21 protein-coding genes and 1 pseudogene are annotated in these 26,087 nt (G+C 41.2%); 17 read left to right on the forward strand and 5 right to left on the reverse strand.

What is annotated here, in order from left to right; genetic code table 11:
* The first annotated feature begins 354 nt into the window (after positions 1-354).
* From JCM15074_RS06690 to JCM15074_RS06700, 3 genes are all read left to right on the forward strand, one after another.
* A complete protein-coding gene (locus JCM15074_RS06690) occupies positions 355-2,151 on the forward strand; it encodes a flavocytochrome c (protein ID WP_025820518.1) in 1,797 nt (598 codons plus the stop codon).
* Between the two features lie 146 nt (positions 2,152-2,297).
* Complete coding sequence (locus JCM15074_RS06695; protein ID WP_025820519.1) at positions 2,298-3,287, forward strand: 2-hydroxyacid dehydrogenase; 990 nt, start codon at positions 2,298-2,300, stop codon at positions 3,285-3,287.
* A gap of 66 nt (positions 3,288-3,353) precedes the next feature.
* The gene (locus tag JCM15074_RS06700) at positions 3,354-4,091 is read left to right on the forward strand and encodes a dienelactone hydrolase family protein (RefSeq protein ID WP_025820520.1); all 738 of its coding nucleotides are present in this window, start codon (positions 3,354-3,356) and stop codon (positions 4,089-4,091) included.
* 70 nt (positions 4,092-4,161) lie between these two features.
* Here JCM15074_RS06700 and JCM15074_RS06705 read toward each other — a convergent pair whose 3' ends face one another.
* Complete coding sequence (locus JCM15074_RS06705) at positions 4,162-4,695, reverse strand: DUF3332 domain-containing protein (protein ID WP_025820521.1); 534 nt, start codon at positions 4,693-4,695, stop codon at positions 4,162-4,164.
* 286 nt (positions 4,696-4,981) lie between these two features.
* Between JCM15074_RS06705 and JCM15074_RS06710 the strand changes: the two genes are divergently transcribed.
* The 6 genes from JCM15074_RS06710 to JCM15074_RS23510 all read left to right on the forward strand — a co-directional run bounded on the left by JCM15074_RS06710 (position 4,982) and on the right by JCM15074_RS23510 (position 10,814).
* Positions 4,982-5,725, forward strand: a complete 744-nt coding sequence (locus tag JCM15074_RS06710) for a spermidine synthase (protein ID WP_025820522.1) — start codon at positions 4,982-4,984, stop codon at positions 5,723-5,725.
* 107 nt (positions 5,726-5,832) lie between these two features.
* Entirely contained in the window at positions 5,833-7,362 is a 1,530-nt protein-coding gene (locus JCM15074_RS06715; protein ID WP_025820523.1) for a leucyl aminopeptidase, read from the forward strand.
* Positions 7,363-7,564: 202 nt separating this feature from the next.
* Positions 7,565-8,134, forward strand: a complete 570-nt coding sequence (ahpC, locus tag JCM15074_RS06720) for an alkyl hydroperoxide reductase subunit C (RefSeq protein ID WP_025820524.1) — start codon at positions 7,565-7,567, stop codon at positions 8,132-8,134.
* 105 nt (positions 8,135-8,239) lie between these two features.
* Positions 8,240-9,805: an alkyl hydroperoxide reductase subunit F gene (gene ahpF / locus JCM15074_RS06725; protein ID WP_025820525.1), complete on the forward strand. Its 1,566-nt coding sequence runs from the start codon at positions 8,240-8,242 to the stop codon at positions 9,803-9,805.
* Between the two features lie 110 nt (positions 9,806-9,915).
* Positions 9,916-10,308: a hypothetical protein gene (locus JCM15074_RS23505; RefSeq protein ID WP_051536848.1), complete on the forward strand. Its 393-nt coding sequence runs from the start codon at positions 9,916-9,918 to the stop codon at positions 10,306-10,308.
* Entirely contained in the window at positions 10,242-10,814 is a 573-nt protein-coding gene (locus tag JCM15074_RS23510; RefSeq protein ID WP_148300744.1) for a glucosaminidase domain-containing protein, read from the forward strand. Before JCM15074_RS23505 ends, JCM15074_RS23510 begins: the two co-directional genes overlap by 67 nt.
* A gap of 38 nt (positions 10,815-10,852) precedes the next feature.
* Here JCM15074_RS23510 and JCM15074_RS06735 read toward each other — a convergent pair whose 3' ends face one another.
* Both JCM15074_RS06735 and JCM15074_RS06740 read right to left on the reverse strand, forming a co-directional pair.
* Entirely contained in the window at positions 10,853-11,041 is a 189-nt protein-coding gene (locus JCM15074_RS06735; RefSeq protein ID WP_025820526.1) for a hypothetical protein, read from the reverse strand.
* Between the two features lie 56 nt (positions 11,042-11,097).
* The gene (locus tag JCM15074_RS06740) at positions 11,098-11,490 is read right to left on the reverse strand and encodes a hypothetical protein (protein WP_025820527.1); all 393 of its coding nucleotides are present in this window, start codon (positions 11,488-11,490) and stop codon (positions 11,098-11,100) included.
* 109 nt (positions 11,491-11,599) lie between these two features.
* On the opposite strand from JCM15074_RS06740, the gene JCM15074_RS06745 reads away from it, so the two are divergent.
* The 3 genes from JCM15074_RS06745 to chrA all read left to right on the forward strand — a co-directional run bounded on the left by JCM15074_RS06745 (position 11,600) and on the right by chrA (position 15,217).
* Positions 11,600-12,811, forward strand: a complete 1,212-nt coding sequence (locus JCM15074_RS06745) for an FAD-dependent oxidoreductase (protein WP_025820528.1) — start codon at positions 11,600-11,602, stop codon at positions 12,809-12,811.
* Between the two features lie 36 nt (positions 12,812-12,847).
* On the forward strand, positions 12,848-13,996 hold the full coding sequence (rlmC, locus tag JCM15074_RS06750) for a 23S rRNA (uracil(747)-C(5))-methyltransferase RlmC (RefSeq protein WP_025820529.1): 1,149 nt from the start codon (positions 12,848-12,850) through the stop codon (positions 13,994-13,996).
* Positions 13,997-14,068: 72 nt separating this feature from the next.
* A complete protein-coding gene (chrA, locus tag JCM15074_RS06755; RefSeq protein WP_025820530.1) occupies positions 14,069-15,217 on the forward strand; it encodes a chromate efflux transporter in 1,149 nt (382 codons plus the stop codon).
* Positions 15,218-15,283: 66 nt separating this feature from the next.
* Here chrA and fdhF read toward each other — a convergent pair.
* Positions 15,284-19,487: pseudogene (gene fdhF / locus JCM15074_RS21290) on the reverse strand (formate dehydrogenase subunit alpha).
* A 499-nt stretch (positions 19,488-19,986) separates the two neighbouring features.
* Between fdhF and prfB the strand changes: the two are divergent.
* The 4 genes from prfB to cspE (JCM15074_RS06780) all read left to right on the forward strand — a co-directional run bounded on the left by prfB (position 19,987) and on the right by cspE (JCM15074_RS06780) (position 23,594).
* Positions 19,987-21,085 (forward strand): peptide chain release factor 2 gene (prfB, locus tag JCM15074_RS21295; protein WP_199899782.1). Its coding sequence is split into 2 segments (ribosomal slippage): positions 19,987-20,061 and positions 20,063-21,085, totalling 1,098 coding nucleotides; the frame shifts between segments, so codons are not numbered across the junction.
* Between the two features lie 12 nt (positions 21,086-21,097).
* Entirely contained in the window at positions 21,098-22,600 is a 1,503-nt protein-coding gene (lysS, locus tag JCM15074_RS06770; RefSeq protein ID WP_025820531.1) for a lysine--tRNA ligase, read from the forward strand.
* A 279-nt stretch (positions 22,601-22,879) separates the two neighbouring features.
* A complete protein-coding gene (cspE, locus tag JCM15074_RS06775; protein ID WP_025820532.1) occupies positions 22,880-23,089 on the forward strand; it encodes a transcription antiterminator/RNA stability regulator CspE in 210 nt (69 codons plus the stop codon).
* Between the two features lie 295 nt (positions 23,090-23,384).
* Positions 23,385-23,594 (forward strand): transcription antiterminator/RNA stability regulator CspE, encoded by a 210-nt coding sequence (gene cspE / locus JCM15074_RS06780; protein WP_025820532.1) that lies wholly within the window; start codon positions 23,385-23,387, stop codon positions 23,592-23,594.
* A gap of 66 nt (positions 23,595-23,660) precedes the next feature.
* Here the strand turns inward: cspE (JCM15074_RS06780) and JCM15074_RS06785 are convergent, their stop codons facing one another.
* Positions 23,661-24,362 carry an aspartate/glutamate racemase family protein gene (locus JCM15074_RS06785; RefSeq protein ID WP_025820533.1) on the reverse strand — a complete coding sequence of 234 codons (702 nt, stop codon included), beginning with the start codon at positions 24,360-24,362 and terminating at the stop codon, positions 23,661-23,663.
* Between the two features lie 582 nt (positions 24,363-24,944).
* Between JCM15074_RS06785 and JCM15074_RS06790 the strand changes: the two genes are divergently transcribed.
* Positions 24,945-26,087 (forward strand): tetratricopeptide repeat protein, encoded by a 1,143-nt coding sequence (locus tag JCM15074_RS06790; protein ID WP_025820534.1) that lies wholly within the window; start codon positions 24,945-24,947, stop codon positions 26,085-26,087.

Raw genomic sequence — 26,087 nt, forward strand, 5'->3', positions numbered from 1 at the left:
AACAGTAATGCAATCGTAATATAAGAAAAACAATAACATGGGTGAAATTGTGATATTCAGCAATAAAATATATAAAAGATTATGGTATTTAATTTGAATTTTAATTATTAATTAGAATATCCTAATTATATATTGTGTGATGTGTATCACTACTAAATAAATATGGGTTTGAGTTAGGCTGTTATTTTAGATTTATAAATTTCAAATATTAATTTATGTGACAGATGTAGTGAAATTTCTTTCATATTCAATGGTACAGTTTTATATATGATAGCCATTTATAAAAAAATACGAAGATATTTTATAAGTTGCTATTGAAAATTCATAAATATAATTCTTGTGGAGAATATGAATATGTTCGTGGGAGCAATTAAAAGAACTGCTTTAGCAGTAATGGTATCTGGTGTGCTTAGTGGTGCAGCATATGCAGATGCAGAATACTTAGCCGATTTCCATACGGAAATGGGCGGTTGTGAAAATTGTCACGAGACTGAAAAAGGTCCTGTTGATGATAATTTAAAATATGAAAATACCCAATGTGTTAGCTGTCATGGCGATTTAGCAGAAGTCGCTGCTAATGATCCAAAAGATATCGTATCTCCACATAAATCTCACCTAATTGGTGATATTGCTTGTACTGCTTGTCACAAAGGTCACGAAAAATCAGTTGCTTACTGTGATGCTTGCCATAGCTTTGGCTATGACATGCCGTTCCAAGGTAAGTGGAAGCGTGAATTTGTACCTGTAGATGCAGATAAAGCGGCACAAGATAAGGCAATTGCAGCGGGTCCTACCGAGTCTACTAACGTAGTAATTATCGGTTCTGGTGGTGCAGGTCTTGCTGCTGCAGTCGCTGCTCGTCATCAAGGCGCTGAAGTGATTATTCTTGAGAAAGAGCCTATTCCTGGTGGTAACACTAAGCTTGCTGCTGGTGGTATGAACGCTGCAGAAACTAAGGTTCAAGCTAAGTTAGGCATTAAAGACAAGAAACAAATCATGATCGACGACACCATGAAAGGTGGCCGTAACCTAAACGATCCTGAACTTGTTAAAGTGCTTGCAAATAACTCATCAGACTCTATTGATTGGTTAATGGCAATGGGCGCTGACATGAACGACGTAGGTCGTATGGGTGGCGCAAGTGTTAACCGTTCACATCGTCCAACTGGTGGCGCTGGTGTTGGTGCTGAAGTAGCACAAGTGTTATGGGATAACGCAGTTAAAGATGGTGCAGACATTCGTCTAAATAGCCGTGTTGTGCGTATTCTTGAAGCCGGTGGCAAGGTAACAGGCGTGCTGGTAAAAGGTGCTCATACTGGCTACTACGTGATTAAAGCTGAATCAGTTGTATTAGCAACAGGTGGTTTCGCACGTAACAATGATCGTGTTGCTAAATATGATCCAAAACTAAAAGGCTTTGCGGCAACTAACCACCCTGGTGCAACTGGTGATGGTCTAGATGTAGCTCAACTTGCTGGTGCTGCAACACGTGACCTTAAGTACATTCAGGCTCACCCAACATACTCTCCAGTAGGTGGCGTGATGGTAACTGAAGCAGTACGTGGTAACGGTGCAATCTTGGTTAACCGTGAAGGTAAGCGTTTCGTTAACGAAATCACGACTCGTGACAAGGCATCTGCTGCAATTCTTGCACAAAAAGGTGCAAGTGCTTACTTAGTATTTGATAACTCTGTACGTAAGAGTTTAAGTAAGATTGAAGGCTATGTGCATCTACATATCGTTGAAGAAGGTAAGACATTACCTGACTTAGCAAAAGAGATGGGCGTACCAGCAGCAGCATTAGAGCAAACTATTAAGTCATACAACGCTGCTGTTAAAGCAGGCAAAGATGATCAATATGCGCGTCCTAATATGCCTCGTGAACTTAACCACGGTCCATACTATGCGATCGAAGTTAAGCCAGCTGTTCACCACACAATGGGTGGTGTTGTGATTGATACTAAGGGTGAAGTAAAAGACACCAAAGGTAACATCATTAAGGGCCTATACGCTGCTGGTGAAATCACTGGTGGTGTACACGGTGCTAACCGCTTAGGTGGTAACGCAATTTCTGACATCGTAACTTACGGTCGTATTGCGGGCACTGACGCTGCTAAATTTGCTGAGCAAGAACAAAAAGCCGCTAAGTAATTAGTGTTTTGTTAAAAATAAGCGAGCCAATATGGCTCGCTTTTTTTATGGATTAATTTTGGATTAAGCTTGGCTTTACGTAATTGTTTAATCAATGAAATGTATTACACTCAAAGCACATTGACTCTGTAGAAGTTGGAACAGCTATGAAAATCGGTTTTTTTAGTGCCAAGCATTATGATATTGAATTCTTTAATCAAACTAACGCCGGCTTTAGTGCTGATATCGAATATTTTGATTATCGCTTATGTAACCAAACAGTCAAACTTGCCCATGGATTCGAAGTTATTTGTGCCTTTGTTAATGATGAATTAGGTGCTGATGTACTTAAAGAACTGGCTGAACATGGCACTAAGATTATTGCAATGCGTTGTGCAGGATTTAATAACGTTGATTTAGAGGCTGCTCAACAATTAGGGTTGAAAGTGGTGAATGTGCCAGCTTACTCACCTGAATCCGTGGCTGAGCATACCATCGCATTAATTCTGACACTAAACCGTAAAATTCATAAAGCGTATCAACGTACCCGTGATGCTAACTTTTCTTTAGCAGGTTTGGTGGGTTTTAATATGTATGGTAAGTCCGTGGGGGTGATTGGTACGGGGAAGATTGGCTTAGCGACCATTAAAATTTTATTGGGTTTCGGTTGTAAAGTGTTTGCCCATGATCCTCATCCTAACCCTGAAGTGGAAAAGTTAGGCGTACAATACTTAACCCTTGATGAGCTTTATCCTATTTGTGACATTATCAGTTTACACTGCCCATTAACCCGTGAAAATCATCACTTATTAAATCAATATAGCTTTAAGAAAATGAAGCGCGGTGCTATGGTGATCAACACTAGTCGTGGTGGTTTATTAAACGCATTTGATGCCATGGAAGCCTTAAAAACGGGGCAAATAGGCGCGCTTGGTCTAGATGTTTATGAAAACGAAAAAGATCTTTTCTTTGAAGATAAATCTAATGAAATTATTCAAGATGATGTTTTTAGAAGACTGTCAGCTTGTCATAATGTTATTTTTACTGGGCACCAAGCATTTTTAACTGAAGAAGCGCTGAATTCAATCGCATTTACGACACTATCAAATGTTAAAACTCTATTGGCTGGTGGTCACAGCAGTAACGAATTATTTTAGAACATATCGGCATGATATTTATTATTAATAGGCTTAACGCATCGCAATAATATTGAGAGAGGCTATATGCAAGTAATCAAGGACGTTTACGACATAAAAACAGCCACGGGAATGATGCGAACTTCACTGTATCGTCCTAATAGTGAAGGTCAATTTCCAAGTATTATTTTTTATTCAGAAATCTTTCAGCAAACAGCCCCTATAGCACGTGCAGCAGCAATTATGGCCGGCCATGGTTTTGTAGTATTAGTACCTGAAATCTTTCATGAACTTAATCCAATCGGTACCGTGCTTGGTTATGATGATGCAGGTAAAGATAAGGGCAACCAAGATAAATGGACTAAGCCGCTTGAACAACATGATAGTGATACTCAAGCATTAGTTGATTTTGCTCGTAGACAGAGCTTCTGTAGTAGCCAAATTGGCGCTATGGGGGTCTGTATTGGTGGTCATTTGGCATTCAGAGCGGCGCTAAATCCTGACATCATGGGGGCGTTTTGTTTGTATGCGACTGATCTGCACTCTGACACTTTACCCGCTCAAGTTGGTAATCAAACATTAGCCCGTTGTGGCGATATATTAGGACGACTTGTGATGGTGTGGGGCATGCAAGATCCTCATGTCGATTTAGCTGGTCGGCAACGGGTTTACCAAGCGTTACATGACAATAAAAAACGTTTTACTTGGTTGGAAGTTAATGCCGAACATGCATTTATGCGTGATGAAGATGAACGTTATGATCCTGCGTTAGCGATTGAAATGTACCAGCAAGCATCGCGGTTTTTTCAAAAAGTGTTACGTTAATTCAATCGTGTATGTGCAGATACGAAAAAGGAGCCGATTAGGCTCCTTTTCTTTAATATTTATCTGCAGATTAAACCGCTTTGCTTTGCTGGTAGGCAACTAATTCATTTAAGCTTACACGAGTGATTAATTGCTTATCTAAGTAGAAATCAACCATTTCGCCGTCTTTTTTGCCTTCCATTAACTGAGTTGTGCCATCTTCATAAGTCAGCATCATTGCTAATGTTTGTGCATCAACAGAAGTCATTGTCGCTTTAGTTAATTTGATTTGAGATGCCGGTGCATCAGTTAATTCTTGGTTGATATGTTGGTTTACTTTAAAAATAGCTTCAACGGGTAAGTCAACCACTGCCGGAGATTTACCCGTGATAGGGTTCGTACCCGTCCAGAACTCAACACTGTTAAAGATGAACAGATCTGCTGTTGCTGTTAAGCCGTAAGCAGGTGCTAAAAGCATGTATAAACCTGCACGAGCATAACGGTTGTCAACAACGCTTAGGTTGGCTTTAGTTAACATACCGCTAAGACCCATTTGGCCCATACAAGCAGTTAGCTGTGAAGTCATTAATGTTGCAAGAGTTAATGCAATAACGGTTTTTTTCATGATATTTACCACCTAATAAAAAGTGGCCAGATTCTAGTGAATTAGCATAAGACAATAATGTGCTTAATTTCACAGCTTCAAGTAAATATTTATAGGTGAATATTATGGATTTGTTTTAATTTTGTATTTATAGGTTTTTATTGGGTGATTAGTTTGAGTGGTGTGGGGGTAAATGTTGAACAGGTATATGTTGTTAATGTTTTTATTATAAATGTATCGTCATCATGAGCAAAGTTATTGGCATATAGGAGAGATCGTCAGGGTATAATATCCCAAGGGAGATTTTATGACTGATTACCAAACTATTTATCAAACTCAAGATGCTTTGGGTGAATTGACTGTCTATGAAGATAAGCAACATCGAATATTATCTTTTGGCGATAATGACGAACAAACGAAACTATTAAAAGCGACACCTTTTATTCCGCAGCATACTTATGTACAAGCCATGTTGTTGGTGTTGTTATTTTGCAAACCCAAGCGGGCAATTATTTTAGGTTTAGGCGGTGGTAGCTTAATCCATGCATTAAGACATTTCGATGCTGCGATTAAATTAACCGCAGTTGAGTTAAGAGCGGACGTGATTGATATTGCTAAGCGCTATTTCCAATTGCCGTTAAGTAAAAAGCTGACGTTAGTTGAGCAAGATGCGATTAGCTATATTGCTAGCACTGACCATAAGAAAGTCGATGTAATTTTTGCAGATATTTATATTGAGGCTGGTATCGATCAAGCACAGTTATCAGCAGAGTTTATCAACAACTGTAGTAAGCTGATTAAGGCTGATGGTTATTTGGTGTTAAATTGTTGGAAAGAACATAAGTTTGACCGACACTTACTGGAACATTTACAGCACCAGTTTGCAGATGTACGAGCTTGTTTAACGGGCAGTGGCAATTGGGTCGTATTGGCCGGTAAAACTGCAAAGTCGATCACGGCTGCAGGTCTTAAAAATAGTGCGGCTGATTTATCTCAAAGCTTAGGTTTTCAGCTCGGGCGCAGTTTAACGCGCTTTGAAACATGGGAATAGGGATTAGATAAATCATATGTAACATTATGTTAGCATTTGCTGTTGATTGTTAACTTACGCAGGGTCGTTTGTTATGCTGCGTTTTTGCAATCAACATCAATAAGCTAATGAATAATAAAATCAATAAAAAATACCTACTATCTGGCTTAGCATTGGCTTGTTTATCAAGTCTGGTACAGGCCGAAACATTCCAATTTAATTCATCATCAACAATGGCTGATACGCTAGTGTTATTCCAATCTGGCACTCAAGCGGCTTATCAACAAACTCAACTACCGAGCCAAACTCAAGCATTACTTCAACAAGCGGCAATTGATAATCAATTTAGTGGTCAAACAGGGCAAATATTGGAACTGGTTGCACCTATAGGCGTAGATGCAAAGCGCATTTTACTGGTTGGGGTAGGGCAAGGGGCGCAATTAACGCCTGCTGAAATTAATCTATTAGGGGGGAAATTTGCGCAGCGAGTTGAAGCGCTAACACAGCCTAGTATTTCACTCTATCTCAATGGTATGCCTAACGCGAATGAGTTTGCGGCTCAATTTGCTCATGGTGTGGAGTTAAATACTTATCGTTATAGTCGTTATACTGAGCGACCACGACTTGAAAAAACGTATCAATTTAGTGTTGCTGATAATGATAAAGCCGAGCAGCGTTATCAGCAGTTAGCTGCGGTTGCCGCAGGGGTTTATTTAGCCCGAGATTTAACTAACGATACGCCAGTGGATCTTTATCCGCAAAGCTTTGCAACTGCTGCGCAAGAGTTAACTGAATTAGGCGTTAAAGTGACAGTGCTTGATGAGCAGCAAATGCAAAAGCTCAATATGGGCGCACTATTGGGGGTTGGTATGGGCAGTAAACGTCCGCCTCGGTTAGTGATTGCACATTGGCAGGGCAGTGATGATACACCGATTGCGCTTGTTGGAAAAGGGATTACCTTTGACTCTGGCGGTTACAACATCAAAGCAACGGGTACTACTATGTCGCGGATGAAGTCTGATATGGCTGGCGCGGCAACGGTATTAGGTACTGTAAAAGCGATGGCTCAGCAACAGGCACCATTAAATGTGGTAGCGATTATGGCAATGGCTGAAAATATGGTGTCAGGTGATGCGCTGCGTCCTGGTGATGTGCTGACGACAGCAAAAGGACTCACGGTGGAAGTGCTTAATACTGATGCTGAAGGACGATTAGTATTAGCTGATGCGCTGTGGTACGCCGATAATTATTACCAACCAGATATTATTGTAGACGTAGCCACATTAACGGGCTCAAAGGTGCGTGCTTTAGGGCGTGAATATGCGGGTTTATTTAGCGATGATATCACGCTGGTTGACGAGCTTACCTATGCTGGCGAACAAGTCGGTGAAAAGGTATGGCGGTTACCATTACATCAAGCTTATGGGGCTGAGCTTAAATCTGCCATTGCAGATTTAACCAATACTGGCAGTAGCAGTAGTGCTGGTGCGTCATCTGCTGCGATGTTCTTACAGCGTTTTGCTGGAGAGTCCCGTTGGGCGCATATAGATATTGCGGGAAATTCACTAGGTAAAGCGACGCCTCTAATGCCTGAAGGAGCCACAGGTTATGGTGTGCGCTTACTGAGTCATTGGTTGATGGATAAAGCTGATAGATAACAATTAATCCATTTGTTTTATAAAGGATAACTGCGGTTATCCTTTTTTATTTAGATTAAAAATTATTCATCTGTATTTCCGATTAGATAAATTGTTTTTATCCATTATCTTATTTTTTTGAGTCTGGTTAATATAATCACATCAACCACGGATTGAATGATTTAGTGGTCAGAATTTAAATATTTATGGAGCAATACACAATATGAGCCAATCAATTATTAATACTGAAATTAAGCCATTCTCAGCAACAGCATTCCACGGTGGTGAATTCGTTCCTGTATCTGAGCAAGATCTTCTTGGTAAATGGTCAGTAGTGTTCTTTTACCCAGCCGATTTCACTTTTGTTTGCCCAACTGAACTAGGTGACATGGCAGAGCATTACGCTAAATTACAAGAAATGGGCGTAGAAGTTTATTCAGTATCAACTGATACTCACTTCACTCACAAAGCATGGCACGATACTTCAGACACTATTCGTCAAATTCAATTCCCAATGATTGGTGACCCAACTGGTGTTATCACTCGTAACTTCGGTGTGATGATTGAAGAAGAAGGTCTAGCATTACGCGGTACTTTCGTTATCAACCCAGAAGGCCAAATCAAAGTTGCTGAAGTACATGATCTAGGTATCGGTCGTAGCGCAGTTGAGCTAGTTCGTAAGATTCAAGCGGCACAGTATGTAGCAGAGCATGATGGCGAAGTTTGTCCAGCTGCATGGCAGCCAGGTGCAGAAACATTAGCACCATCGCTAGACCTAGTAGGTAAAATCTAAGCCAACACTTAGTTTTTAATCTATCAAGTAACGAGTTATACCCTTCAACCCGGCATCTCCCCCATCTCGCCGGGTTGATTGTTTTACGCATCTAAGGAATTATCCATGTTAGATTCAAATTTAAAAACTCAACTGCAGACATATCTTCAAAATCTTAAAAGACCAGTTGAACTAATTGTGTCTAGCGATGAGAGTGCTAAGTCTAAAGAATTGGCTGAATTGGCAGCTGACATTGCATCGCTATCTAATTTAGTTAACGTTGTTAAAGGTCAAGATGCCCGTGTGCCATCAATGAAAGTGACTAGTTCAGATACCCAAACACAAATGACGTTTGCGGGTATTCCTATGGGACACGAATTTACTTCTTTAGTGTTGGCTCTTTTACATACTGGTGGTCATCCATTAAAGCTTGATGATGCTCAAATTGAGCAAATTATAGCACTACCAGGTGAATATCATTTTGAAACCTATATTTCATTAAGCTGCCAAAACTGCCCTGATGTGGTGCAGGCGCTTAATATGATGGCGTCTGTTAATCCAAATATTACCCATGTCATGATTGATGGTGCCTTGTTCCAAGATGAAGTGAACGAACGCAATATTATGGCAGTACCGTCTGTTTATCTAAATGGACAGTTATTTGGTCAAGGCCGTATGACGCTGACTGATATTCTTAATAAGTTAGATACTGGTGCTGTTGCGCGTAAAGCTGAGCAACTTAATGAGAAAGAAGCATTTGATGTGTTAGTTGTTGGTGCGGGTCCTGCAGGTGCATCTGCGGCAATCTATGCTGCTCGTAAAGGCTTACGCACTGGTATTGTTGCCGATAAATTTGGTGGTCAAGTCACTGAAACTGTTGGCATTGAAAACTTTATTTCAGTGAAAGCAACTGAAGGCCCTAAGCTTGTAGCACAACTTGAAGAACATGTGCGCGACTATGATGTTGACATCATGGTCGGTCAAAAAGCGGCTAAATTATCACGCTCAAGCTTATTTGAAGTTGAATTAGAGAGCGGCGCGGTACTGAAAAGCAAAACTGTATTAATGGCGACAGGCGCTCGTTGGCGTGAAATGAACGTACCAGGTGAGCAAGCATATCGTGGTAAAGGTGTTGCTTACTGTCCACACTGTGACGGTCCATTATTTAAAGGCAAGCGTGTCGCGGTCATTGGTGGTGGTAACTCTGGTATTGAGGCTGCAATTGATTTAGCTAATATCGTTGAACATGTTACTGTGCTTGAGTTTGATAGTAAGTTACGTGCCGATGAAGTTCTGCAGCGTAAAGCGGCTTCAATGGGCAATATCACCATTATTAAGCAAGCATTAACCACAGAAGTCTTGGGTGATGGCAAGCGTGTGACTGGACTTGATTATACTGATCGCGCTACAGGCGAGAGCAAGCATATTGAGTTATCAGGTATCTTTGTGCAGATTGGTTTAATTCCTAATGCAGAATGGTTAACCGAGACATTAGAGCTTAACGGCCGTGGTGAGATTGTGGTTGATGGGCAAGGTCAAACTTCAATGGCAGGTGTATTTGCCGCTGGCGATGTAACCAATAGCTTCTACAAACAGATTATTATCGCTATGGGTAGCGGTGCAACTGCATCACTTGGTGCTTTTGATTATCTTATTCGCCACAGTGAAGAAGAAAATACTCAAGCAGCATAATTGATTGTTTATCTACAAAATGCCAGCGTTTATGCTGGCATTTTGCGATCTAGGTGGTCGCTAAAATAAGCTACAATTAGCACAAGATATTGACCTTGTGAGGATTGTGGATGACGAAACTAATATGCGGATTATTAACAACATGGTTGATTGCTATGCCTGCCATAGCAGATGAACCCGTATTGCCCATCATGCAGCAAACACCATATCAAGGTATCGTAGTCAAAGAGCAATTTAGTCACGCAAAAGATTTAGACTTTTGGTTTGCTCAACAAAAGTACACGCCTAGTTACGTTCAACAAACTCAATTTGTGCCGCCCTATTTTGCCACAAACTTACCAGACGATTTAGCCTCTCTCCCAGTCGCCAATAAGATTAATACTTTTATCCAGCTGTTACTGCCCACTGTGATTAAAGTGAATAATGCATTATTGCCGTGCGTGAACGTATTTTATGGTTGCAACAGCAGCCAGCATTATCTGCTGAAGAGCAGCAATGGTTAGCGGATATATCAAAACAATATGGTTTAGCCAAGGTCAGTTTTAAGCAATTGTTATTACGGGTTAATATTATTCCGGTATCGATGGCGCTCGCACAGGGAATTGATGAAAGTGGTTGGGGAACATCATATTTTGCCATTGAAGCCAATGCGTTATTTGGTGAGCATTTAGCTAAAGGCGGTACTCATTATGTTGAGTCTCGCACAGGTCATATCAAAGTGGCCGCATTTGATTATTTATATCAAGGGGTGGCGAGCTATATGCATAATCTCAACAGTACCCATGCTTATCGTGAGATGTGGCAATTAAGACAGCAATTAGCACCAAGCAATCGTGGTATTACTGGCAAGCAATTAATACCATCGTTACTTGATTATTCTGTACGTGGTCAAGTGTACGTTGATGACCTATTAAATCTGATTAAATGGCATGATTTAGGGGCTTACGATAATGCGGTGTTACAGACAGATGTTGAAGCAAGGTTATTGATGTTTAGTCGAAAAAAATAGCGCTTGTGCGCTATTTTAGATGGCTATAATCGATATTGTTATACACGAATATCAATATGATGGCCTTTGTTTCCTTCAGGCTTAGGTGGTGTTGCAGCAGCAATAAGCTCTAAGGCAATCTCACCTTGAACCTGTTGCTGTTGTTTCGCCAGCTGTGCCACTTTTACGCCGACCTGACCATGTTGTAAATTCGGTTCAAGGTTGGGGGTGGTAAGTGTAAAGCTCATAACATCCTCATATGAGTCTGGATTGCAATTAGTTATCGGCATTACAAACACGAACTTTATTGCTGACACCAACTAATATTAACCTGCCGCTTGTGTGTTGGACTTGAGGTCTGTTTTTTAATGATAATCGGTGTATCGAGGTCTTGCTCAGTATAATAATGCTTAACGCGCTCAATTCTATTTTGTGCTAACCATAAATTATATTGCTGCATTTTTTCAGATTTACTTTGCTGTTTAAATTGATAATTTAATAGTAGATAGCCTTTATCGAGGCTTTTTATTTTTTGAACGGTTTTATCGAGAAGTAGCCGTTGGGCTTGGTCGAAATAGGAGCTGTTTTTAGGGAAGTTAACCACAAGCAGAGGGTGTTCATTATGGCACTGGGTTGCATTGGCACTGTTTAATGTTGTTGAGACTATCCATATCCCAATTAATAGTCTTAATTTCATGGCTTACCTATTGGACTAAATGCTTATTTTTGGTCATTAAGTTAATAAAAGGTAAATGAAAAGTTTGTTGAATGCAATAATGGATATGTATGTGACGGGGGATTAAAGATTGCAACAATATGATGTAGTTGTTATTGGTGCTGGCATTAACGGCGTTGCTATTAGCCAATTTGCGGCAGCGCAGGGCTATAGCGTGGCATTGCTGGAAAAGACGACCGTTGCCAGTCAAACCTCAGCTAATTCGAGTAAATTAATTCATGGTGGTCTACGTTACTTAGAAACGGGGGCAATTAGTTTAGTACATCAATCCTTGCAGCAGCGCCAATACCTGTTTGATCATGCCAAGTCCCTAGTTAAGCCTGTAAAATTTTACATCCCTATTTATAAAAACAGCCAGCGAGGCGCCTTAAAAGTTGGTTTAGGTCTAGCGCTGTATCAGCTGTTGAGTCAATTTCATGCGTGTGGCCGTTTTATTAAAGTCCCGGCCAGTCAATGGCCCAAACTTGGGATTAAATTGGCTGGCTTAACTGAGGTTTATCAATATTGGGATGGTCAAACTGATGATCGATTATTGACCCAAGCAATTAGTCAAAGTGCTGTGAATCTCGGCACTGATTTGATTGAACATTGTCAGGTTGAGCAGATAAAAGTTATTTCTGATGGTTATCAAATCGATTATCAGCAGCAACAACAGGCGCAAACATTACAAACAAAAACTGTGGTTAATTGTGCCGGTCCTTGGGTCAATGAAGTATTGGCGAAAGTTATTCCCGCGGTTAATCCAGTTGCCATCGATTGGGTTCAAGGTGCTCATCTGTTGTTTGATATTACCGCACCTGATGGCGTGCTTTATTTAGAGTCACATCTTGATCAACGGGTGATATTTGTGATGCCTTGGTACGGTAAAACCTTGGTGGGTACTACAGAGACCACATTATCTGAACTCCCTAAGCAACCAAGCGTAACTGATGCAGAACGTGATTATTTATTATCAATTTACCAGTTTAACTGCCAGCCACAGCTCTCTAAGGTTGAATTAACACAAAAAATAGTAAAAGAATTTGCGGGTATTCGAGTCTTACCTAAACAGGGACAAGCTGCCTTTGACCGTTCGCGTGAATTGATTCTGCAACAAGCGGTTTATCAGCCTAATTTACTTACCGTTTGTGGCGGCAAACTGACCACACACCGCCATACAGCAGAGCAGGTGTTACAGTGGCTACAGCCATTATTAGGACCTCGAATAATTAGGGCGGATATTAATAGCTTGAGTTTAGATGATCTTGATAGAATAGATGATCTTTCGACTGAAACAGGCTAAAGTGTCGGCCGTTTTATTTGTCGCCTTACCCAGCATTTGGATACTCCCGTGAACTGCCCATATTTTCAAACCGGACAATGTGTTTCTTGTAAAGATATTGAGTTGAGTCAAGCTCAGCAATTAGCGCAAAAGAGTGCAACGCTACAGCAATTATTGCAGCCATTTACGGTTGAGCAGTGGTTAACGCCTGTGGTGGGCGATGAAATGGCATTCCGTAATAAAGCTAAAATGGTGGTGTTGGGCGCGGCGCATCAACCGATACTCGGTGTAGTAAGTCCTACAGGCGAGGCCGTCAGCTTATGTGATTGCCCATTATATCCTGCAGATATGCAATTACTGCTGAAGCGACTTCAAAAGTTTGTTCAGCAAGCGGGTATCCCACCTTATCGAGTTGATAAAGCTAAGGGCGAGCTTAAATTTATTTTGCTGACCCGCAGTGAGGTGAGTGGTGAGTTTATGCTGCGTTTTGTGTTACGCAGTGAACAAGCCATTAGCCGCATTGAACGTGAGTTACCGCAGCTGTTAAGTGAGTTCCCTAAAATCCAAGTGGTATCAGTGAATTTGCAGCCAGTGCATATGGCGATTTTAGAAGGTGAGCAAGAGATTTTCTTAACCGAACAAACTCGGTTACAAGAAAACTTTAATGGTGTACCGCTATTTATCCGACCAAAGAGTTTTTTTCAAACTAATCCCAAAGTGGCGGCTGCTTTATATCAAACTGCGCGGCAATGGGTGGCTGATTTTGCCCCTAAAAGTTTATGGGATCTGTTTTGTGGTGTCGGCGGCTTTGGTTTGCATTGTGCGAGTAAAGACATTGCATTAACAGGGATTGAGATTGAAGCGGAAGCGATTGCTTGTGCCAAAATGTCAGCAGCACAATTAGGCTTAGACAAGGTCAGTTTTAGTGCCTTAGATTCAACCAGTTTTGCTTCGGGTCAAGCTGATGCCGATAAACCTGAGTTGATTATTGTTAATCCGCCACGACGCGGTATCGGTCAATCTTTATGTCAGTCATTATCAGAGTTTGCCCCAAAAGCGATTTTATATTCGAGCTGTAACCCTAAAACGTTAGCGAAGGATTTAGCTGATATTGTGGGTTATCGAATCACTAAAGTGCAGCTATTTGATATGTTCCCGCACACCAGTCATTTTGAAGTGCTGTGTCTATTAGAGAAGATTGATTAAACAAAGAGTTGCCATATTGTTGTCATATTCGTGCTATAAACTAATGAGTTACTCTCATTATCAAGAGGCACTATGTGGCAGATATTTAGTCGATTTTTGGCGCTTGGCTTAGTCAGTTTTGGTGGTCCCGCCGCCCATATAGGGTATTTTAGAAAGACGTTTGTTGATGAGCTGGCTTGGCTACCTGCCGATAAATATGCCAGCTTAGTTGCACTGAGTCAGTTCCTGCCTGGACCTGGCTCTAGCCAAGTGGGTTTTGCTATCGGTTATCACCGTGGTGGCTTATTTGGTGGTATGGCCGCATTTTTAGGTTTTACCTTACCTTCCTTTGTCTTGTTATTACTGCTTGCATTAACCAGCAGTCAATTTATGCAATATCCCATCACTCAAGGGATTATCCACGGCTTAAAGTTAATGGCAGTGGTGATTGTTGCCGATGCAGTATTAACCATGTTTAAGCAATTCTGTCGCTGTAAAGTGACCCAAGCTTTTATGGCTATAATGGCTGCTATTGCCTTAGTACTGCCTAATCAATGGTTGCAAATTGGCGCATTATTGATATTTGCATTACTTGGCTCGCAGTTATTAGTTAAAGCGGATACGGGGCAAAGCGAAACTCGCGAACCATTGGCGCTAGGCTGGGGTTATTTGCTGCTGTTTAGTTTATTACTACTGACGAGCTTTATCGGCTTGGGAGGTGAACTCGGCAAAATGGCGGCGGACTTTTACCAAGTGGGTTGTCTGGTGTTCGGTGGTGGCCACGTGGTACTGCCATTATTACAAGCCAGTGTTGGCCAAGCGGTTACTCCTGATGAGTTTTTAACGGGTTATGCGTTAGCGCAAGCAGTGCCGGGCCCGATGTTTACCTTAGCCACTTTTTTAGGCGCTGAAATGCTGCCAGAACAAGCTTTTATAGGGGCTGTGATTGCTACCTTAGCTATCTTTTTGCCGGGCTTTTTATTGATGCTCGCAGCATTAAAAAGTTGGCATAGCATTAGTGCTAGACCACGAATTGCAGCAGGATTAGCAGGCATAAATGCGGCGGTAGTAGGGTTGTTATTAGCGGCATTATATCAACCTGTTTTTAGCTCAGCGGTGCTAACAAGTTTAGATATGGTGTGGGTGATATTAGGCTTTGCACTGTTAAAAATAATTAAACCCAATATTTTATTATTGGTGTTTGGTTTTGCTGGGTTAGGGGCTGGACTCGCGTTTATCTAGATTGTAATCAATAATATAAAGCCCGTTATATTGGCATATAACGGGCTTTTATTATTTAACGAACCATTAAGCTAATGCTGTTTGCTCAACCTTTTCAACCTTGACCGCACAGATCTTAAATTCTGGGATATTAGCGACAGGATCTAAAGCATCAATCGTGAGTTTATTTGCTGCTGCTTCGGCAAAGTGGAACGGTAAGAATATCACCCCAACTTGCGCTCGCTTAGTCACAAATGCTGCAATTTCAATCTCACCTCGGCGAGTTGATAGACGCAGCATATCACCATTACTGACACCTATTTTTTCGGCGTCATAGACTGAAATCATCACCTTTGGTGAGCCTAAAACATCTAAGCCTTTGGTCTTACGGGTCATAGTACCCGTGTGGAACTGCTCCAATAAACGCCCAGTTGATAGGGTTAATGGATAGTCAGCACATGGCATTTCTGCAGGCATGCGGTAATTAACGGGGATTAAACGTCCTTTACCGCGCGTAAACTCATGTTGGTGCATCACGCGAGTGCCAGCATCTTGTTCATCACGGCATGGCCACTGTAGGCCGTGTAAGTTATCCTGCATCCGCGCCCAAGTAATACCACGATATTGTGGGGTGACTTGATTCACTTCTTGCCAGATATCTTGCTCGGTTTGATAGTCCCAGTTTGCGCCTAAACGGTTAGCAATTTGCTGCACAATCCACCAATCCATTTGCGCTTGACCCGGCGGCGTTAACGCCGGACGTAACTGCTGTACACGGCGCTCTGTATTGGTGAAGTGACCTTGCTTTTCGGCAAATGAGGCGGCAGGTAATACGACATCAGCGATTTGCGCTGTTTCAGTCATAAAGATGTCTTGTACGACCATAAACTCAATTTTATTAAGGGCTGCAACCACATGATGCTGGTCTGGATCACTTAACACTGGATTTTCACCCATAACGTACAAGGCTTTTAATTTGTCATCAACAATGGCTTTCATCATTAGGGTGGCTGGAATACCCGGCTCTACAGGTAAATCATTAATGCCCCATGCTTGACGGAAAATTTCCTGCACATTGTTGTCTAGAGTTCGCTGGTAACCACTAAAGTAATTAGGTAGCGCCCATATCACAAGCACCTTGTACGTTACTTTGACCACGTAGCGGATTAATACCTGCACCTTCAATACCGATATTGCCGCACAATAACTGTAAATTAGAAATTGAGGTGACGTTATCATGACCTGTGGTGTGTTGAGTAATACCCATCGCATAGTAAATTGCCGTATGTTTAGCGGTGCCAATCATACGGGCAATCTGCAGTAACTCAGCTTCACTAATGCCTGTAATTAATGCTGCATTTTCAATGCTGTAATCTGGCTTCATCACTTCGGCGTAGAGGGCATCAAAGTCTTCACAACGCGCTTCAATGTAGGCTTTATCATGCCAGTCATTGAGGATGATTTGCTGCATTAACGCATTAAGCATCATCACATCCGTACCGGGACGCTGCGCCACATAAAGTTCTGCATCGTCGGCAATGGCAACTCTTTTGGGATCTGCCACAATCAAACGTGCGCCTTTTTCGCGTATGACACGCTTGATATGCGAGGCGATAATAGGATGCGCACAAGTGGTATCCGATCCCAAAATGAAGATCAGGTCTGAATGCTCAATACTTGGAATATCATTGGTCATAGCGCCGCTGCCTATACTGTCGTACAGACCCGTTACCGTGGACGCGTGACATAAACGGGCACAGTGATCAATGTTGTTAGTTTTGAACACAGTACGCATCATCTTTTGCAGTAGATAGTTTTCTTCGTTAGTGGCTTTGGCTGAGGCCAAACCTGCAATAGCATTACCACCATGTTGTGCCAGAGTATCGCCTAAGCGCAGCGCCACATAATCTAATGCTTCTTGCCAAGAGGCTGGGGTTAAAACGCCATTTTTGCGGATCAGCGGCGTTGTTAACCGTTCTTGACTGCCAATAAAGTCAAAGCCAAAGCGGCCTTTAACACATAACATGCCTTGGTTGACGGCTGATCTTTTATCCCCTTCAACATGGGTTATTTTGTTATTGGCTTTATCAATGTGCATCACCACACGGCAGCCAACACCACAATAGGTACAAACCGTTGAGACTTGCTCAATCGGTGTTTTATTTCCTTGGGTCTTATTACGGCTATCTACTAATGCACCCGTTGGGCACACTTGCACGCAGTTACCACATTGAACGCAATTACTATCTGCCATGCTGACACTAAAGCCTGCACGTGGCGCATTACGTTGCTCAACTTCACCTTGTGGTAGTGCGCTAAAGTTATTTTCTGTAAAACTAATGGCTTGATGACCACTTTGGCTTTGGCACGCTTTAACGCAAGCGCCGCAACTAATGCAACGGTTGGCATCAAAGGTAATAAATGGACTGGTGCGATCCACATTAAACTGACGCGCTGCGCTAATATCTAGTTCAGTTTCTTTGACTTTATATTGGGTTGCGTATTCACGTAGCTGGCAATCGGTATTGGCTTGGCAAGCACATTCAAGGCAACGCGCCGCTTCTTTTAACGCTTCATCATTGCCAAAACCAAGCTCGACTTCATTAAAGTTTAATGCGCGTTTAAGGGCATTTAGCTCTGGCATTTTTGCACGTGGCTCAACACCTGAATCTGGGTATAAATGACTGTCTAATTGTTTTGTTTTCGCGGCTTTACGAGAATTAAAAGGCTTTGATGTGAGCTCACAGCTTAAGTGGCCATTTAATTGTTTTTCAATCGCTTCAGCAGCCACGCGGCCATCACCAATCGCCGCTACTGCCGTAGCTGGGCCGCGGCGAGAATCACCAATTACAAACAGTTTATCGACACCTGTAGACATGGTGTGATCACAACCAATAAAGGTATTCCAGCGAGTAAGGGCTAACTGACCTGATGAAATGCGAGATTTAGGATCATCTAAAAATGATAAATCAGTTTGCTGTGAAACTGCGGCAATAACAGTATCAAAATCTTCTATAAAGGTTTCGCCACTGACTTTCGGACTTCGGCGACCTGAGTTGTCGGGTTCACTTAACACCATTTTATCGAATGTGACTTGGCTGACGCGGCCATGCTCATCGCTATGGTTTTGCTGAGGGTTAGTTAAAAAGTGGAATTTCACTCCTTCAACTTCTGCCTCATGAATTTCATAGGGCTCAGCCGGCATATCGGCTTTAGTACGGCGATAAATCAAGGTGACATCAGCACCATCACGGGCTGCGGTACGGGCACAGTCGATAGCCGTATTACCACCACCAATAACTGCTACTTTTTTACCGGTAGTCAGTTTTTTATCGGTGCAATAATCTTTTAAATAATCAACCCCAAGATAGCAACCTTGTAAGTCACTGCCCGGATAATCCATTGGTACCGCTTTTTGTGCGCCAACGGCTAAACAAACTGCATCAAAATCGTGTACCAAATCATCCAAATGGATTTCATGGCCCAAGCGTGTGTTGGTAATGATATTTAGGCCGTTGCGGCTTAATAATTCGATCTCTTTATCTAAAATATTTTTCGGTAGACGATACTCAGGAATACCATAACGTAACCAGCCGCCAGCTTTAGGCATTGCCTCATAAATAGTGACATCGTGGCCATTGTTCGATAAAAAATAGCCTGCACTTAGTCCAGCAGGGCCTGAGCCAATAATAGCAACTTTCTTACCCGTTGCAGCGAGGCGAGGGGGGACATAGCTTGCTGCGTCATTTAAATCTAAATCTGCCGCATGGCGCTTTAATTGGCGGATAGCAATCGGTTCATCAACTAAGCCTCGGCGACATTCTGCTTCACAAAAGGCTGGGCAAACACGGCCAATAGACAGTGGCATAGGTAAGGTTTGTTTAATTACCTTTACTGCTTCGGTGTGGTTACCTTGGGCAATATGGTACAGATAGGATTGAACATCGACACCTGCAGGGCAAGCTTGTTGGCATGGCGCTTCACAATCAGCAAAATGGTCTTGCAATATAAGCTTAAGGGCTTGCTGTCGTTGCTGGCTTAAATATGCAGAATGAGTAATAACTTGCATACCTGCTTGAACTTGAGTTTCACAAGCTCTGACACAGTTGTTTTCGCCTGAACCATCAATTTCAACTACACATAAGTTGCAATGGTTATCAAATTCACCTTCGATACGAGTGCCGTTATTACATAAATTGGGAATAGTAATTCCTGCATCTGTTGCAACAGTCAGTAGCGTTTGTCCTGCTGTTGCCGATATTGAAGTGCCATCAATTTTGAGTTCTATCATTGCAATGCTCTATCTTTTATTACTTATTTAATTTAATGAGTATTTTTGTTGCCCAATTAATTTAAAGAAGTATTTATTTTGTACTTTAAATTATACGCTTACCTAGATTGCTACCCTATTTAATGCAGCAATCTTTGCTTTGTAATTGTTGTTTTTGTCACGTTTTGCGCGCGGATTGTGAACAGTAACGCATAAAAAACGTTAAAGACATGATGTAGATCACGTCATTTTCGATAAGACAAGATTATTGTGAATAGTTTTAATCTGAATTACAGATAAGTGTCGGCACTATATCAGAACTTGCTTTTTTAGCTGGTATAACCTCTAAATACGATCAATTTACAACCATTTGGTATAAAATTTACATACTAAGTGATTGCCGTTGATAAATTAATCAAACTAATCTTGATTTGTATCTATTTAGCCCCTAGGTTTACACGCCGCCTTAGGTTAAAATGTCCCGTTTGCAGCCCGCATTAATCGCAAGAAGTAGAAAACCATGTTTGAAGTTAATCCAGTAAAATTTAAAATTAAGGAGCTTGCCGAGCGCACTGAGCTTCTTAGGGGGTATCTTTGACTACGCTACTAAACAAGAACGTTTAGAGGAAGTCACCCGTGAACTTGAAAGTGCTGAGGTATGGAATGATCCAGAACGTGCCCAAGCCCTTGGTAAAGAGCGAGCTAGTCTAGAAGCCGTGGTTAAAACCATTGATGATATGGACTCTGGCCTTGAAGATGTTGAAGGTCTACTTGAGCTTGCAATTGAAGAAAATGATGAAGATACCTTCAACGATGCCCAAGCCGAACTAAATGAGCTGGAACAGCGTTTAGCCGAGCTTGAATTCCGTCGTATGTTTTCTGGTAACCAAGACAGTTCAAATTGTTACCTTGATATTCAGTCTGGTTCAGGCGGAACAGAGGCACAAGACTGGGCTAACATGGTACTACGTATGTACTTGCGCTGGGGCGAAGCTCATGGTTTTAGTCCTGAGCTGATGGAAGTCTCTGACGGTGATGTTGCTGGTATTAAAAGTGCTACCATCAGATTCACTGGTGAATATGCATTTGGTTGGACACGTACCGAAACGGGTGTTCACCGTTTAGTGCGTAAATCGCCATTTGACTCTACCGGTCGTCGTCATACTTCATTTTGTTCTGTGTTTGTTTACCCAGAGATTGATGATTCGATTGAAATTGATGTCAATCCTTCTGATTTACGTATCGACACTTATCGCGCATCAGGCGCGGGTGGTCAGCACGTAAACAAAACAGAATCTGCTATCCGTATTACTCACATACCGACTAATACTGTAGTGCAATGTCAAAATGACCGTTCACAACATAAGAACCGCGATTCAGCAATGAAGCAGTTAAAAGCTAAATTGTATGAATTGGAAATGTTAAAGCAAAATGCTGACAAGCAGGCTGCTGAAGATGCCAAGTCTGACATCGGTTGGGGCAGCCAAATTCGTTCATACGTATTGGATGATGCTCGTATTAAAGATTTGCGTACCGGTGTTGAAAATCGAAATACCCAGACCGTTCTTGATGGCGATCTGGATAAGTTTATTGAAGCCAGCCTTAAATCAGGGCTGTAACGAGAGAAGAAGATGACTGAACAAGTTCAAGATGAAAATAAGCTGATCGCCGAGCGTCGCGCCAAGCTGGATCACATCCGTACTCAGTGCCCAGCTAATGGCCACCCAAATAACTTCGATCGTAAACATAAGGCGGCCGAACTGCAGGCTGAATTTGGCGACAAGACTAAAGAAGAGCTAGAAGCACTTGGTCATCAAGTGAGCATTGCTGGTCGTATCATGGCTAAGCGTGGCCCATTCTTGGTTATTCAAGATGTATCTGGTCGCATTCAAGCTTATGCAGAGAAGAGTGTTCAAAAAGCCCTGAAAGAACAGTATGAAGGTCTAGATATCGGTGACATCATTGGTGTGACTGGTCAGCTACACCTATCTGGTAAAGGCGATTTATATGTCAACATGGAGCAGTACCAGTTACTGACTAAGGCATTACGTCCACTACCTGAAAAATTCCACGGTCTTACAGACCAAGAGACTCGTTACCGTCAGCGTTATGTTGACTTAATCGTTAACGAAGATTCTCGTAATGCATTTATTATGCGTTCAAAAGTGGTTGCAGCTATCCGTAATTTCATGGTTAAGAAAGAATTTATGGAAGTTGAAACGCCAATGATGCACGTGATTCCTGGTGGTGCTTCTGCACGTCCATTTATCACTCACCATAACGCATTAGATATCGATATGTACTTACGTATCGCACCTGAATTATATCTAAAGCGTTTAGTGGTTGGTGGTTTTGAGCGTGTATTCGAAATCAACCGTAACTTCCGTAACGAAGGTCTATCTCCACGTCATAACCCTGAATTCACTATGATGGAATTCTATATGGCTTATGCTGATTACCGTGATCTGATGGATCTTACTGAAGAGATGCTAAGCTCTATTGCAACTGAGTTATGTGGTAGCCCTGTACTACCATACGGTGAGCATCAAGTTGATTTTGGCGGTCCATACACACGTATGAGCATGCTAGAAGCGATTCAGCATCACAATCCTGAAAATGAAACCATTCAGGCGATGACTTACGAACAAGTTAAAGATCGCGAATTTATGCGTAACCTTGCTAAGAGCATTGGTATGCAGATTGAAGATTTCTGGACTTGTGGTCAATTACTTGAAGAGATCTTTGGTGAAACTGCAGAGCCTAAGTTAATGCAGCCTACCTTTATTACTGGTTACCCAGCTGATATTTCACCACTGGCTCGTCGTAACGATGAAAATCATTTTATCACTGACCGTTTTGAGTTCTTCATCGGTGGCCGTGAAGTGGCTAATGGCTTTAGTGAGCTTAACGATGCTGAAGATCAAGATCGTCGCTTTAAAGCGCAGGTTGATGCTAAAGATGCGGGTGATGATGAAGCGATGTTCTACGATGCAGACTATATCACTGCACTAGAGCACGGTTTACCACCTACAGCTGGTCAAGGTATTGGTATCGACCGTTTAGTGATGTTATTCACTAATACTCATACAATCCGTGACGTAATTTTATTCCCTGCAATGCGCCCTCAAGCGTAATAGCAGCGAAAATTAATGATAAAAACCCGACTTAGGTCGGGTTTTTTTATCATAGTGATAAAATTTAGCTTTACTTATATGCAATAGCTGGTAATCTACACTCGCTCTGTTGATAAGAGTTATTAAGTATCAAGTTTAAGTTAAACCTCAGCTACATGTTTCTTTTGTAAGAACCGTCCTCTGTGTTTCCTTTCGCTTCATCAATAAATTAATAATTCGCTACAAGCTGTCATTTCATTAGAATGGCAAATTTTAATATTAATTATTAAGGGACAACACATGTCTGCATCTACTGGTATCGTAAAATGGTTTAACGAAGAGAAAGGTTTTGGTTTCATTACTCAAGACAATGGCGGCGCTGACGTATTCGTACATTTCCGTGCAATCACTTCTGACGGTTTCAAAACTTTAGCAGAAGGCCAAAAGGTTTCTTTTGAAGTTGAACAAGGCCAGAAAGGTCTTCAAGCTGCAAACGTTGTTGCGCTATAATTAGCCAGTAACTAAGTAGTTAAAAAGCCGCTTTTGCGGCTTTTTTTGTATCTGCAATTCAGTGATTATTTTTATGAGAATATAGCTTTACTTTCGTTGGCAAAGTGTTATTCTGCACAGGCTCTGTTGAATAGAGTTATTAAGTATCAAGTTTAAGTAAAACCTTAGCTACATGTTTCTTCGTAAGAACCGTCCTCTGTGTTTCCTTTCGCTTCATCAATAAATTAATAATTCGCTACAAGCTGTCATTTCATTAGAATGGCAAATTTTTATATTAATTATTAAGGGACAACACATGTCTGCATCTACTGGTATCGTAAAATGGTTTAACGAAGAGAAAGGTTTTGGTTTCATTACTCAAGACAATGGCGGCGCTGATGTATTCGTACATTTCCGTGCAATCACTTCTGACGGTTTCAAAACTTTAGCAGAAGGCCAAAAGGTTTCTTTTGAAGTTGAACAAGGCCAGAAAGGTCTTCAAGCTGCAAACGTTGTTGCGCTATAATTTAGCCAATAACTAAGTAGTTAAAAAGCCGCTTTTGCGGCTTTTTTTGTATCTAAATTTTGTTCGCTACAGTGAATCTGCAATAGCGATATCGACAGCTTTGATTGCATGCAGCTGAGCGGTATCATAAACGCTAACACTCACATCTTCAGTACCTATCAACAATCCTATCTCAGTACAGCCTAGAATCACTCCTTGCGCCCCTTGGGCAATCAATTTATCTATAATCGCGAGATACTGCTGTTTGGATTTAGCTTTAATAATCCCTTGGCATAATTCTTGGTAGATAATGTCATGAACAATTGTTTGATCATCACTGTTTGGTACAAGCACTTCAATATCATATTTATCTTGTAAGCGCTGTTTGTAAAATGCTTGTTCCATGGTGAAGCGGGTACCTAATAAGGCAATTTTTTGTTTGTTATCACTAATGATTTCATCAGCTGTTGCATCAGCAATATGGATCAGTGGGATATTAATGCCTGCTGAGACTTCATCTGCCACTTTATGCATGGTGTTAGTGCAAATTAAGATAAAGTCTGCTCCAGCAGCTTCTAAGGCGCTTGCTGCTTGAGTTAGTATGCTGGCCATTTGCTGCCATTCTCCAGCGCGTTGTAGTGCTTCAATTTCGGCGAAATTTACGCTGTATAGGCATAATTTTGCAGAATTAAATCCGCCTAGGCGCAGCTTTACTTGCTGATTAATCGTTTGGTAATAACTTACCGTTGATTCCCAGCTCATGCCGCCAATCAATCCAATCGTTTTCATTCTCTTCTCGTTTAATATTCTAATAATTATCCAAGCTACTTCAGATTGCTGACATATATCAAATAGGCATGCTGTTATCTGTGATGAATACATCATGTTTCATTCGCTTACGCTTTATTAGTAAGTAATAAAATTGTTTCATTTAATGGTTTTTGCTGCAGATCGGTTTTTATTTTAGTTAGATCGTATTTAGGTTTTACAGAGGCAACGTTGTTGTCACGATCATGCTGTAGCGATCTAAAATTCAGATCGTTTAAATGTATACTGAATATTAACATGCAATTTAACATTGTAAGTTATTGAATTTCATTTGTATGTTTGAGTGTTCTTGGTTGCTTAACTTAAGCCTGATCGTAAACGTTCATTTATAAAGCGGTAGTTATGAAGAAAAAAAAATATGATCAGCCATCTTTATAGTTTTGATCGCAGGTACGATCTGGTTCCTCGTAAGATTATTTTCTCGATCAAATTGAAATTAGTTAGATTTAACAATTTGATTGCATTTAAGTAGCAAATGCTAATGCGATATCAAATTAGGTATATACTTTTATAGTGGCTGCCAATAATTTGAGGAGAGATAAGATGAAGCAAATAGGGATGATATGCCTGCTCGTTTTATGTTTGATTGGTTGCAGCAGTACGCCTGAAAATGTGGTTGTGCAGCCTAAGATCAATTCACAGTTATTCCCCTCTCAGTCATTAGCTCCTGCATCTGAATTATTTGCCTTATCTGATGAGCAACAGAAATATATTCAGCAAGTGATCCGCGAATTAGAGTTACAAGATCAAGCTGCATTTTTACAAATATCAGGCGTGATTAAGTTTATAAGCCAACGATTTAACTATATTGAACGTAACAATAATGCCACTGAAGCTTTGCAACAGATGCAAGGAAATTGCATGAGCATGGCATTAATGACACTCAGCTTGGCTCATCAGTTAAATGTCAAAATTCGTTTTCAGATGATCTATAACGAGCCTATTTTGTTAGGGATTGAGAACAATATTGCGCTTATTTCTAATCATGTCAGTAGCATTGTGTATAACGCACCCGAATACCAACATATTGCTTCTAATTTGTTCCCTGGCGTTGATCGAGTTGAAATCGATTTCTTACCTAATAACCGTCAGCGCCGTGGACGTTATATCGATACTAAACAAATGCTTGCTTTGTTTTATCGTAATTTGGCAGCAGATGCATTGGTCGCAAATAACATCCCACAAGCTGTAGCTTTGTCTACACAAGGATTACAGCTTGATGAGCATTCTTTGCCACTTATCAATATTATGGCTGTTGCCCATAAACGTGCTGGAGATATGAATACCGCCGCAGATTTTTATGAATATGGGATTTCGTTATCTGACGACAGTATCAATTTGATCAGTAATTATATTTTGTTAGCGACTGATAGAGGTGATACGGAAAAAGTTAATCAGCTTAAAGGCATGTTGAGTCAAGCGGATGGAGAAGGTCGCTTTGATCTGTATATTGAAGCATTGGATGCCATTGAAAGAGAAGATTATTTACTCGCTAAACAAATGCTTAAAAGATTTATTAAGCAAAACTCATATTTTCATCAAGCGTATTGGAAATTAGCAGAAGTAGAATATTATCTAGGTGATAGTTATCTGGCTAAAAGGGCGTTACAGCAGGCCTTAGATTTCACCTTGCAACAGGATAAAATCGATCTCTATCAAGCGAAACTTAATTGGCTAAATCAATAA

Origin of the sequence: Shewanella marina JCM 15074, assembly GCF_000614975.1 — a bacterium.
GTDB lineage: Bacteria > Pseudomonadota > Gammaproteobacteria > Enterobacterales > Shewanellaceae > Shewanella > Shewanella marina.

What these genes read in the sequence shown, in the direction of transcription:
- JCM15074_RS06690 (WP_025820518.1), top strand. Translation starts at nt 355, where the DNA reads ATGTTCGTGGGAGCAATTAAAAGAACTGCTTTAGCAGTAATGGTATCT.
- JCM15074_RS06695 (WP_025820519.1), top strand. Translation starts at nt 2,298, where the DNA reads ATGAAAATCGGTTTTTTTAGTGCCAAGCATTATGATATTGAATTCTTT.
- JCM15074_RS06700 (WP_025820520.1), top strand. Translation starts at nt 3,354, where the DNA reads ATGCAAGTAATCAAGGACGTTTACGACATAAAAACAGCCACGGGAATG.
- JCM15074_RS06705 (WP_025820521.1), bottom strand. Translation starts at nt 4,695, where the DNA reads ATGAAAAAAACCGTTATTGCATTAACTCTTGCAACATTAATGACTTCA.
- JCM15074_RS06710 (WP_025820522.1), top strand. Translation starts at nt 4,982, where the DNA reads ATGACTGATTACCAAACTATTTATCAAACTCAAGATGCTTTGGGTGAA.
- JCM15074_RS06715 (WP_025820523.1), top strand. Translation starts at nt 5,833, where the DNA reads ATGAATAATAAAATCAATAAAAAATACCTACTATCTGGCTTAGCATTG.
- ahpC (WP_025820524.1), top strand. Translation starts at nt 7,565, where the DNA reads ATGAGCCAATCAATTATTAATACTGAAATTAAGCCATTCTCAGCAACA.
- ahpF (WP_025820525.1), top strand. Translation starts at nt 8,240, where the DNA reads ATGTTAGATTCAAATTTAAAAACTCAACTGCAGACATATCTTCAAAAT.
- JCM15074_RS23505 (WP_051536848.1), top strand. Translation starts at nt 9,916, where the DNA reads ATGACGAAACTAATATGCGGATTATTAACAACATGGTTGATTGCTATG.
- JCM15074_RS06735 (WP_025820526.1), bottom strand. Translation starts at nt 11,041, where the DNA reads ATGAGCTTTACACTTACCACCCCCAACCTTGAACCGAATTTACAACAT.
- JCM15074_RS06740 (WP_025820527.1), bottom strand. Translation starts at nt 11,490, where the DNA reads ATGAAATTAAGACTATTAATTGGGATATGGATAGTCTCAACAACATTA.
- chrA (WP_025820530.1), top strand. Translation starts at nt 14,069, where the DNA reads ATGTGGCAGATATTTAGTCGATTTTTGGCGCTTGGCTTAGTCAGTTTT.
- lysS (WP_025820531.1), top strand. Translation starts at nt 21,098, where the DNA reads ATGACTGAACAAGTTCAAGATGAAAATAAGCTGATCGCCGAGCGTCGC.
- cspE (WP_025820532.1), top strand. Translation starts at nt 22,880, where the DNA reads ATGTCTGCATCTACTGGTATCGTAAAATGGTTTAACGAAGAGAAAGGT.
- cspE (WP_025820532.1), top strand. Translation starts at nt 23,385, where the DNA reads ATGTCTGCATCTACTGGTATCGTAAAATGGTTTAACGAAGAGAAAGGT.
- JCM15074_RS06785 (WP_025820533.1), bottom strand. Translation starts at nt 24,362, where the DNA reads ATGAAAACGATTGGATTGATTGGCGGCATGAGCTGGGAATCAACGGTA.
- JCM15074_RS06790 (WP_025820534.1), top strand. Translation starts at nt 24,945, where the DNA reads ATGAAGCAAATAGGGATGATATGCCTGCTCGTTTTATGTTTGATTGGT.